Annotated in this window: 10 protein-coding genes; 5 read left to right on the plus strand and 5 right to left on the minus strand. The window is 45.6% G+C overall.

Annotated elements, in window-relative coordinates; genetic code table 11:
• Nucleotides 1–163 precede the first annotated feature (163 nt).
• Together R7070_RS13250 and R7070_RS13255 are read left to right on the plus strand one after the other, a co-directional pair.
• Nucleotides 164–505, plus strand: coding sequence for a DUF2799 domain-containing protein (locus R7070_RS13250; protein WP_005381912.1), 342 nt, complete (start codon nucleotides 164–166; stop codon nucleotides 503–505).
• A 114-nt stretch (nucleotides 506–619) separates the two neighbouring features.
• Nucleotides 620–892, plus strand: coding sequence for a hypothetical protein (locus R7070_RS13255; protein WP_005381911.1), 273 nt, complete (start codon nucleotides 620–622; stop codon nucleotides 890–892).
• Nucleotides 893–943: 51 nt separating this feature from the next.
• On the opposite strand, the gene murQ is transcribed toward R7070_RS13255, so the two are convergent.
• A complete protein-coding gene (gene murQ / locus R7070_RS13260) occupies nucleotides 944–1873 on the minus strand; it encodes an N-acetylmuramic acid 6-phosphate etherase (RefSeq protein ID WP_005381910.1) in 930 nt (309 codons plus the stop codon).
• Between the two features lie 36 nt (nucleotides 1874–1909).
• On the minus strand, nucleotides 1910–3022 hold the full coding sequence (locus R7070_RS13265) for an anhydro-N-acetylmuramic acid kinase (RefSeq protein ID WP_033906112.1): 1113 nt from the start codon (nucleotides 3020–3022) through the stop codon (nucleotides 1910–1912).
• 99 nt (nucleotides 3023–3121) lie between these two features.
• Here R7070_RS13265 and nagZ point away from each other — a divergent pair, with 99 nt between their 5' ends.
• The 3 genes from nagZ to tyrA all read left to right on the plus strand — a co-directional run bounded on the left by nagZ (nucleotide 3122) and on the right by tyrA (nucleotide 6538).
• The gene (gene nagZ / locus R7070_RS13270; protein ID WP_256900279.1) at nucleotides 3122–4105 is read left to right on the plus strand and encodes a beta-N-acetylhexosaminidase; all 984 of its coding nucleotides are present in this window, start codon (nucleotides 3122–3124) and stop codon (nucleotides 4103–4105) included.
• A 207-nt stretch (nucleotides 4106–4312) separates the two neighbouring features.
• A complete protein-coding gene (locus tag R7070_RS13275) occupies nucleotides 4313–5389 on the plus strand; it encodes a 3-deoxy-7-phosphoheptulonate synthase (RefSeq protein ID WP_005381904.1) in 1077 nt (358 codons plus the stop codon).
• A gap of 21 nt (nucleotides 5390–5410) precedes the next feature.
• Entirely contained in the window at nucleotides 5411–6538 is a 1128-nt protein-coding gene (gene tyrA / locus R7070_RS13280) for a bifunctional chorismate mutase/prephenate dehydrogenase (RefSeq protein WP_256900278.1), read from the plus strand.
• 77 nt (nucleotides 6539–6615) lie between these two features.
• Here the strand turns inward: tyrA and R7070_RS13285 are convergent, their stop codons facing one another.
• The 3 genes from R7070_RS13285 to ettA all read right to left on the minus strand — a co-directional run.
• Complete coding sequence (locus R7070_RS13285; protein WP_256900277.1) at nucleotides 6616–7617, minus strand: M23 family metallopeptidase; 1002 nt, start codon at nucleotides 7615–7617, stop codon at nucleotides 6616–6618.
• A gap of 39 nt (nucleotides 7618–7656) precedes the next feature.
• A complete protein-coding gene (locus tag R7070_RS13290) occupies nucleotides 7657–8016 on the minus strand; it encodes a PilZ domain-containing protein (protein ID WP_031781006.1) in 360 nt (119 codons plus the stop codon).
• A gap of 230 nt (nucleotides 8017–8246) precedes the next feature.
• Nucleotides 8247–9854 (minus strand): energy-dependent translational throttle protein EttA (ettA, locus tag R7070_RS13295; protein WP_318141228.1); only part of this gene is annotated, 1608 nt, incomplete at its 5' end.

A 9854-nucleotide genomic window follows, 5' to 3' on the forward strand; every position in this document is an offset into this window, starting at 1 on the left:
GTGGTCGATATGCTGCTTGAGCGGTTTTTAAAAATGGCGAAAGGTTGATGACAGTCTTGAGCGGCTGATTTGAGTCATCAGTGGTTAAATCTGCAAGCTCAGCGGCAAGCGCCAATAATTAGTGGTAAGCTTATTTTTGAAAACAATTACTTAAGGAAGAACCATGAAAAAGGTAACGGTAGGTCTGGCACTGGCTTTACTTGCAGGATGCACAGCAACGACAGCAGATCTTGCCAAGTCGGGAGATTGGCATCAGATCGGATATCAAGATGGCATAACCGGACACACATCGCGCACGATGAGCGAGCTTCGTGAGTTGGGTAGTGTTAAGCAAAGTGACTACGACCAAGGTTATTTAGAAGGTTTACGTGAGTACTGTAATCCTGCTTTTGCGTATCAAATGGGGTTATCTGGTCAGTATTACGAAGGGGTTTGTGAAGGTACTGAGCAAGCGCAAAAATTCCGCATGGAATGGCAACGTGGTTGGAATGAATACTCAAATTAATAGTCAATAAAGCCGTTGTTACACTGTCTGCATCACATAAATGTGGCAAAATCCTCCTTATTAAACTATGTTCATATTGCTTGATAGTGAGCACAGAAAAAAAGGAATCACATTATGTCAACGCAAATGGCTGGTGGCTGGAGTCCATTTCATGAACTCACAGCAGAGAATAAAGAAGTATTTGCTAAAGGTATCGAGGGGTTTGTCGGTGTCAAATACTCCCCTTTGGTTGTGGCTACTCAAGTCGTAGCCGGACAAAACTATGCGTTTTTCTGTAATGCAGAAGTTGTCTACCCTGGAGCACAACCATACCCAGCAATGGTTCATATGTTCAGTGACCTTGAAGGTAAAGTCGGTATTACTCACATTGAACGATTGAACTACTAAATTAAGCCATAAAAGGCGCCTGACTTTTAAATAAGTGAGGCGCTTTATTGATTAAGATTGATTAGTTTGCGCGATCACGACTTTTCTTAAATATCCTTGCTTGGCGTTCAGTTGCTCAGTCGCGCTTTCTCTATCCAGCCCGGTTAAAATCATCAAAATCGCTAACTTGGCGTCGTAGTCCGTTTCTTTGAGCGCCGTTTTAGCCTCTTGGTTAGTACAATCTGTTGCTTGCATAACAATACGAGCCGCTCTTGCAACTAGCTTTGCATTCGTCGCTTTCACATCTACCATTAAGTTCTGATAACTTTTGCCTAGGCGAATCATGCTTGCGGTAGTGAGCATGTTCAGTACGAGTTTTTGTGCTGTCCCTGATTTTAAGCGAGTGGATCCCGTTAACGCTTCAGGTCCAACAACGGGGCTAATCGCAATATCAGCAATATCTGCAATCGGAGAGTCAGGGTTACAAGATAGTGCTACAGTGGTGGCACCAAGCTCGTTCGCATACTCTAAGCCACCAATCACGTAAGGTGTTCGTCCACTTGCCGCAATACCAACGACGACATCGCGTTGTGTTAGCGTATTCTCTTTAAGATCTTGCTCGCCTAATGTAGGGTCGTCCTCCGCCCCTTCTTTTGCACGGAACATTGCCTCTTTTCCACCGGCAATAATACCAACGACCATCTCTGGATCTGTGCCAAAAGTTGGTGGGCATTCTGAAGCGTCCAAAACGCCAAGTCGACCACTGGTACCCGCACCGATGTAAAACAACCGACCTCCGACCTTAAATGCTTCCGTGATCTTATCAACGGCTTCAGCGATCTCAGGCAACACTTTTTCAACGGCAAGAGGAACGAGTTTGTCCTGTTGGTTGATGCGTTGAACAATATCGAGAGAAGGCAGCAAGTCGATGTCCATGGTGTCTGGGTTTCGCCCTTCAGATACCAGATGGGATAAAGCTGCGATAAGTGCATCGTTCGTCATAATGAATTAAGCCTTTTTGTTTAGGATATATTGCCCTTAATTTTTTGAATAGAGTACACCCAGTGAAGCGAGACGACTTGCCCCCGTAACTTCCGGTAAGTTGCTAGGGAGGCCGTGAATATGGCGCTGCGCAAGCCAAGCAAACGCCATTGCTTCCATGTAATCGCCATCAACACCTTTTTCTGCCGTTGTCGCAACGCTCCATTGTGGCAATAACTTAGCTAGTCGCTGCATCAAAAGCGGGTTTCTTGCTCCACCGCCACAGACTAATAGTTGAGGTGTGATGCCATGAGAAAACTTGTCGACTTCGTTGGCAATGGTAATTGCAGAATACTCGCAAAGTGTACGTTGTACGTCTTCGATTGGTAAATTGTGATGGGCCAGTTGTTGATGCAGCCAGTCAATATTGAACAGTTCTCGCCCGGTACTTTTAGGGGCAGGCATGGCGAGGTAAGCTTCTTTGAGTAATTGAGTCAACAAAGTAGCGTTTACCGTTCCTTTAAGTGCAAATTGTGCATCTTCGTCGAAGCTTTGCCCAGTATGCAGCGCACACCATGCGTCCATCAACATATTGCCCGGGCCTGTGTCATAGCCAATGACTGGTTGTTCTGGATGCAGTACCGAGATATTGGCAATGCCTCCAATGTTAAGCACCACAATTGTGGAATCCTGCATCGCAAAAATGCTTTTATGGAAAGCAGGGACGAGTGGGGCACCTTGTCCACCTAGCGCCATGTCTTTACGACGAAAATCCGCTACCGTATCAATGCCTGTCTTGACTGCGATAATGTTTGCATCGCCCAATTGAGTGGTAAACGGCAAGTTTCCGGTAGGCTGATGGAACACTGTTTGACCGTGATTACCAATCGCACGAATTTGCTCTGCGACGTAGCCAGACTTATTGAGTAGCTGTAACACAGCATCTGCAAATAGGTGGCCGAGCTGGTGGTCAAGTTCACCTATGGTTTTTAAATTTGTTGCTTGACCGGTACAAACAGATAACAGCATGTCTTTTAGCGCTGCGGGCATTGGGTAGTCGTCGTGCGCAATCAGACGAACATGCTCATCGCTTATTTCAACTAGAGCGGTATCAACGCCATCCATACTCGTTCCAGACATCACACCAATGTACAGTTCGTTAAATTTCATAGCCGATCTCGTCAATTCTTCATTCACTTATTGTAAAGCAAATCTGAAGCGAATAACCTCATCGAATACGAGATATTCAGCCGATTTTGAGGAGAAAACATGGGACCGTTATGGGTTGACGTTGCGGGGTATGAACTGACCGCTGAAGACAAAGAAATCTTGGAGCATCCTACGGTTGGTGGCTTAATTCTATTTGCTCGCAACTATCATGATAGCGAACAGCTTCAAGTACTTACTCAATCCATCCGAAAGGCGGCTAAGCGCCCGTTTTTGATCGGTGTGGATCAAGAAGGCGGCCGAGTGCAGCGCTTTCGTGAAGGTTTCTCATTAATTCCTGCTGCTGATGAGTACGCTAAACATCAAAATGGTGAAGAGCTTGCTCGTATGGGCGGTTGGTTAATGGCAGCAGAGCTGATTGCCCATGATATTGATTTAAGCTTTGCCCCGGTACTTGACCAAGGCCATCAATGTAAAGCGATCGGTAACCGCGCATTCGGTGAAGATGCCGACACCATTCTTCGCTATAGCACTGCATATATGCAGGGAATGAAGAGTGTTGGCATGGCAACGACAGGCAAGCACTTCCCTGGACATGGTGGCGTGATTGCAGACTCACATCTAGAAACACCATACGACGAGCGCAGTGATATTTTTGAACAAGATATGGCGATCTTCAAAGCGCAAATTGATGCCGGTATTTTAGATGCCATGATGCCTGCTCACGTGATTTTCCCACATTATGATGCTCAACCAGCCAGCGGTTCTGAATACTGGTTAAAACAGGTCCTGCGTCAGCAATTGGGTTTTAAAGGTTTGGTTTTTTCGGATGATTTGACCATGGAAGGCGCTGCGATTATGGGCAGCCCAGCCGAGCGAGGTGCTCAAGCATTGAGAGCTGGTTGCGATATGTTGTTAATGTGTAATAAACGAGAAGCGCACGTTGAGGTATTAGACAACTTACCGGTTTCAACCGTGCCACTCGCGGATGGATTACTGAAAAAACAGTCATTTTCTCCAAGCGAACTTAAGCTATCTCAAGAGTGGAAAGCGGCGAGTGAAGCGATGAAACGCTTGACTAGCTAAACCTCTTGTAAAAGATTCAAAACAGCGATGAGAAGCCAAAGTTAATTATGCTTTGGCTTTTTATTTGACTGTAAATTTTAATTTACACTAAATGTTTTTTATTATGTACGCTTGTTTTTCTTTTTTAGCCTGTTATCTTGTCGTTAAAGCTTAGTTGTCTCACCAACGGTTTGGTTGGGTGTAAAAATAAATATACAGGTTAGAGTTATGCAGAAAAGTGAGTTGAGCAATATTAATATTATCGAAGAACAGGTTCTTATTACTCCGGAGGAACTAAAAACCAAGCTTCCTTTGAGTGAAAAAGCACGTCGCTTTATTCAAGAGTCTCGTCAAACTATCGCTAATATTATTCACAAGAAGGATCACCGCCTGCTTGTTGTATGCGGTCCATGTTCTATCCACGACGTGGAAGCGGCGAAGGATTACGCAAAGCGACTTAAAGCACTCTCTGAACAACTAAGTGACCAACTGTATATTGTTATGCGTGTTTACTTTGAGAAGCCGCGCACCACGGTCGGCTGGAAAGGCCTGATCAATGACCCACACCTAGACGGCAGTTTCGATATTGAACACGGTCTGCATGTTGGACGCGAACTTCTGGTGGAGTTGGCAGAAATGGAAATCCCGCTCGCGACTGAGGCTCTAGACCCAATTAGCCCACAATACCTGGCGGATACTTTTAGCTGGGCTGCAATCGGCGCACGTACGACGGAGTCACAAACTCACCGTGAAATGGCAAGCGGCCTGTCTATGCCAATCGGTTTTAAGAATGGCACCGATGGCAGTTTGGCAACCGCAATTAACGCGATGCAAGCTGCGTCCTCTAGCCACCGTTTTATGGGAATTAACCGTGAGGGACAAGTCGCACTGTTGACCACCCAGGGCAATGCTAATGGACATGTGATCTTACGTGGCGGCAAGCAAACTAACTACGATTCGGTATCCGTCACTGAGTGTGAGCAGGAGATGGCGAAATCTGGTCTTGATGCTTCATTAATGGTGGATTGCAGTCACGCCAACTCACGTAAAGATTACCGTCGCCAGCCATTAGTCGCGGAGGATGTGATTCATCAAATCCGTGAAGGCAATAAATCTATTATCGGTCTTATGATTGAAAGCCATATCAATGAAGGAAATCAATCTTCTGACTTAGCTCTTGAAGAGATGAAATACGGTGTATCTATCACTGACGCATGTATCAATTGGGATTCAACTGAGGCACTATTACGTCATGCACATGAAGAGCTAGTGCCTTTCTTAGAAAATCGTCTAAAGGCTAATTAATACAGGATTTAAGGAACATCAATGGCAGTTGAACTTAACGCATTACGCGATCAGATTGATGCAGTCGACAAGCAAATGTTGGAGCTATTGGCTCAGCGTTTAGCGCTCGTAGAGAAAGTTGGGGAAGTAAAAAGCGAACATGGTTTGCCAATTTATGCTCCAGACCGCGAAGCGGCGATGTTAGCTTCTCGTCGCGCTGAAGCTGAAAAAATGGGAATTCCTCCACAGCTTATTGAAGATATTCTGCGTCGAACAATGCGTGAGTCTTATGCCAGCGAGAAAGATTCCGGTTTTAAGTGTTTGAACCCTGATTTACGCTCAGTTGTTATTATTGGTGGTAATGGTCAATTGGGTGGCCTGTTTGGGCGTATGTTCAAATTGTCGGGCTACCAGGTCAAAGTTCTCGGTAGTAAAGACTGGGATCATGCGGATGAGATTCTAGACAACGCGGGTTTAGTCGTGGTCACGGTGCCGATTCATCTAACGGAAGGGGTGATCGAAAAACTGGGGAACTTGCCGCAAGACTGTATTCTGTGTGACCTGACTTCTATCAAATCGAAGCCTCTGCAAGCAATGTTGAATGTGCATCAAGGTCCTGTGGTTGGTTTGCACCCAATGTTTGGCCCAGATGTTCCGAGCCTTGCCAAGCAGGTTATTGTGTACTGTGATGGCCGTGGTCACGAGCATTACCAATGGCTATTGCAACAGTTTGGGATTTGGGGCGTAAGCTTGTGCCAAATCGATGCACAAGAGCACGATCATGGCATGACGTTGATTCAGGCGCTGCGCCACTTCACGTCGTTTGCTTACGGTATGCACCTTAGCAAAGAGAATCCGAACATCGATCAGTTGTTGAAGTTAAGCTCGCCAATCTACCGCCTTGAATTGGCGATGGTGGGACGACTGTTTGGTCAGGATCCGAACTTGTACGGTGATATCATTTTCTCTTCTCAAGAGAATATCGATATGATCAAGCGATTCCATCAGCGTTTAGGTGATGCAGTAGCGATTCTGGATAGCAGAGACAAAGCGCGATTCATCGAAAGCTTTAAGCAGGTGAGTGATTGGTTTGGTACTTATTCTCAACAATTTATGAATGAGAGCCAAAACTTACTCAAACAGGCGAATGATAATATTCATCGCGGCTAATCACGGGTCATTTAGCCGTGCAGAGTCCGAAACAAAAAGAGCAGCGTAAGCTGCTCTTTTTCGTGTTGATGGACAAATCAGTTCGTCGCAGTATTACTCGTATCTTCACTTGATACTGTGTTGATACTGGTATCGCGATAGGGTGAATTGGTTAAATTGACTTGTAGGCGTACAACGTTATCAATCAATTGAACCAAAGGTCCCCATTTCACTTTTTTCTCTTTTTCAAAGACGTCATTGAAGTTTTCTGGCGTCCACTCCATTAAGTATTGAGGGTTGAGTGCTCGTCCGAGGAAGCGTACTTCATAGTGCAAGTGTGGCCCTGTGGAGTTGCCAGAGTTACCGCATTGAGCAATGATGTCGCCTTTACTAACAAACTGACCGCTTTTCACTTTGAAGCGTTGTAGATGAGCAAAGGAGCTCATAAAGCCAAATGAGTGACGAATGGTGACATAGTTACCATAACCACGATTGCTCGGGCGAACGGTTTCCACCACACCGTCAGCCGGTGCCAGGATCTCTTCTCCTCTTTTACAAGTCAGATCGATACCAGTATGAACATGCCTCTTACCTGAAATCGGATTAATACGACTGCCGTAAGAAGAAGAAATACGTTGGTATGTGACTGGGCTGTCATTTGGTATCAAACGGAACATCGTCGCGCGAACAGCAGAATCGATAGCGGCTGCGTCAATTCGCTCCTCTAACCCCATGCTGTTCTCATCGATCATCAACTCTTCGTCTGCGAGACCTAAAACCGATTCAACGTCGAATACCCGTTTGCCCAATAGCTGAATTTGATTGTTTTTGTCCGTCAAAGACTGGGAAAGCGAATGATTGGTATCAAGCTGTTCTTCGTAAAGAGCCGTCACTTCGGCCTTTTCACTTTCCAGTTTGGCGATGATTTGTGTTAGTTCGTCTTTATTGTGCATCTGCTGCTGATTAAGGTACCACGCGCCACCAACGACGGCGGGTAATGCCAATACTGAAGCAAATACTGCTAGGACCGAACTGCGGCCCAAATAGAACTGCTGATCGCCGCCTTTCGTCGGGATCTGCATGATGATTTTTTTAGACATAGTTATTGTTACTTAAATAGGCGTTCATTTATTTTTCTCCTAAAAACCAGAGAGGTGCTCTAACTCTCGATTCAGAAGGTCGTTATTGCCTACATTCAATTCTATAAATCGTTTTAGTTGGCTAATGCTTTCGATGTCTACCTTAGCGATCTTCAACCTAATCTCACACTTAGAGACATTCACAATTTGCGCTTTTAACGTAATCACTTGTTCGGATTGATCAAATGAAAAAGTCACATGGACCGGAAGGGTTGGATCCAAAGCCTCAGTCTCTTCCACTTTCATGAGTAAACCATGCAAGGAAAGATCTTGAATCCTAGCTTCAATTGCCAAGTCACGTTGTTCTATCTTAGCTGGAGCTTGATGGAGAATACGTGAAAAGCGTCGTCTCTCTGTCATATGAATATTCTCGTCAGGTCGTCAAACAGAATTGAATAGTATATCAATACGAACAAAAAATGTTCGATTGTTGTTTGAAAAGTGTCGAGGTCGCTACAGAGTGACGTAAGTGCTATGTCATGTTCTTAACGAACGAGACGGGCTAATGAGCTCTTTTTATAACAAAGAAAACAAAGGCCGCTATGATAGCGGCCTTTGTACAAATTACAATCAAACTTTGTGGGTTGCGATTACTTCGCAATACGCTTGTATTTGATACGGTGTGGTTCTGCGGCTTCAGGACCCAATGTTTTCTTCAACCAATCCATGTACTCTGTGTAGTTACCTTCGTAGAAGTTAACTTGGCCTTCGTCACGGTAGTCAATGATGTGGGTAGCGATACGGTCAAGGAACCAACGGTCGTGCGAGATAACCATTGCACAACCAGGGAACTCTAGTAACGCTTCTTCTAGAGCACGCAGTGTTTCAACGTCAAGGTCGTTGGTTGGTTCGTCGAGTAGCAACACGTTACCGCCCGCTTTAAGCAGCTTCGCAAGGTGGACACGGTTACGCTCACCACCCGATAGTTCACCAATAATCTTTTGTTGGTCACTGCCTTTAAAGTTAAAGCGTGAACAGTATGCGCGAGCTGGGATTTCGAAGTTGTTGATCTTAATGATATCAGCACCTTCAGAGATCTCTTGGAATACGGTTTTAGAATCGTCCATGCTGTCACGGAACTGATCGACAGATGCTAGTTTTACTGTATCGCCCATCTCAATTGTGCCCGAGTCTGGTTGTTCAGTACCACTTAACATCTTGAATAGCGTCGATTTACCTGCGCCGTTCGCACCGATGATACCAACAATCGCACCTTTAGGGATGCTGAATGACAGGTCATCAATCAGAACACGACCGTCAAATGACTTGGTCAGGTTCTTCACTTCAATAACCTTATCACCTAGACGCTCACCAGGTGGGATAAACAGTTCGTTGGTTTCATTACGTTTTTGGTGATCAGAGCTTTGTAGCTCTTCAAAGCGAGCCATACGTGCTTTTGACTTCGCTTGACGACCTTTAGGGTTTTTACGTACCCACTCAAGCTCTTTCTCGATAGTCTTTTGGCGAGCACTCTCTTGGGAGGCTTCTTGTTGTAGACGAGCGTCTTTTTGCTCCAGCCATGAGGTGTAGTTGCCTTCCCATGGGATACCTTCACCACGGTCCAGTTCTAAGATCCAGCCCGCAGCGTTATCTAGGAAGTAACGGTCGTGGGTGATGGCTACTACGGTACCTGTGTAATCCACTAAGAAGCGCTCTAGCCAAGCAACTGATTCTGCATCTAGGTGGTTGGTAGGTTCATCAAGCAATAGCATGTCTGGCTTAGAAAGTAGCAAGCGACAAATAGCCACACGGCGGCGTTCACCACCTGATAGGTGCGCAATTTTTTGGTCCCATTCAGGTAAACGAAGTGCGTTTGCCGCACGCTCAAGCGCATTTTCTAGGTTGTGGCCATCTTTCGCTTGGATAAGGGCTTCTAGCTCGCCTTGCTCTTTTGCAAGTGCGTCGAAGTCTGCATCTGGTTCAGCGTATGCTGCGTAGACTGCGTCCAAACGTTTCAGAGCGTCAGCAACGTCAGCAACCGCTTCTTCAACAACTTCACGAACGGTTTTTGATTCGTCTAATACTGGTTCCTGAGGTAGGTAACCTACGTTTAGACCAGGTTGTGGACGCGCTTCACCGTCGATATCCGTGTCGATACCTGCCATGATACGTAGCAGTGTGGATTTACCTGCACCGTTCAGACCTAAAACACCGATTTTCGCACCAGGGAAGAAGCTCAGAGAGATGTCTTTAAGAAT

Source organism: Vibrio sp. 1557 (assembly GCF_033340175.1).
Taxonomy (GTDB): domain Bacteria; phylum Pseudomonadota; class Gammaproteobacteria; order Enterobacterales; family Vibrionaceae; genus Vibrio; species Vibrio alginolyticus.

What these genes read in the sequence shown, in the direction of transcription:
- R7070_RS13250 (WP_005381912.1), top strand. Translation starts at nt 164, where the DNA reads ATGAAAAAGGTAACGGTAGGTCTGGCACTGGCTTTACTTGCAGGATGC.
- tyrA (WP_256900278.1), top strand. Translation starts at nt 5,411, where the DNA reads ATGGCAGTTGAACTTAACGCATTACGCGATCAGATTGATGCAGTCGAC.
- R7070_RS13265 (WP_033906112.1), bottom strand. Translation starts at nt 3,022, where the DNA reads ATGAAATTTAACGAACTGTACATTGGTGTGATGTCTGGAACGAGTATG.
- nagZ (WP_256900279.1), top strand. Translation starts at nt 3,122, where the DNA reads ATGGGACCGTTATGGGTTGACGTTGCGGGGTATGAACTGACCGCTGAA.
- R7070_RS13290 (WP_031781006.1), bottom strand. Translation starts at nt 8,016, where the DNA reads ATGACAGAGAGACGACGCTTTTCACGTATTCTCCATCAAGCTCCAGCT.
- R7070_RS13255 (WP_005381911.1), top strand. Translation starts at nt 620, where the DNA reads ATGTCAACGCAAATGGCTGGTGGCTGGAGTCCATTTCATGAACTCACA.
- R7070_RS13285 (WP_256900277.1), bottom strand. Translation starts at nt 7,617, where the DNA reads ATGTCTAAAAAAATCATCATGCAGATCCCGACGAAAGGCGGCGATCAG.
- R7070_RS13275 (WP_005381904.1), top strand. Translation starts at nt 4,313, where the DNA reads ATGCAGAAAAGTGAGTTGAGCAATATTAATATTATCGAAGAACAGGTT.
- murQ (WP_005381910.1), bottom strand. Translation starts at nt 1,873, where the DNA reads ATGACGAACGATGCACTTATCGCAGCTTTATCCCATCTGGTATCTGAA.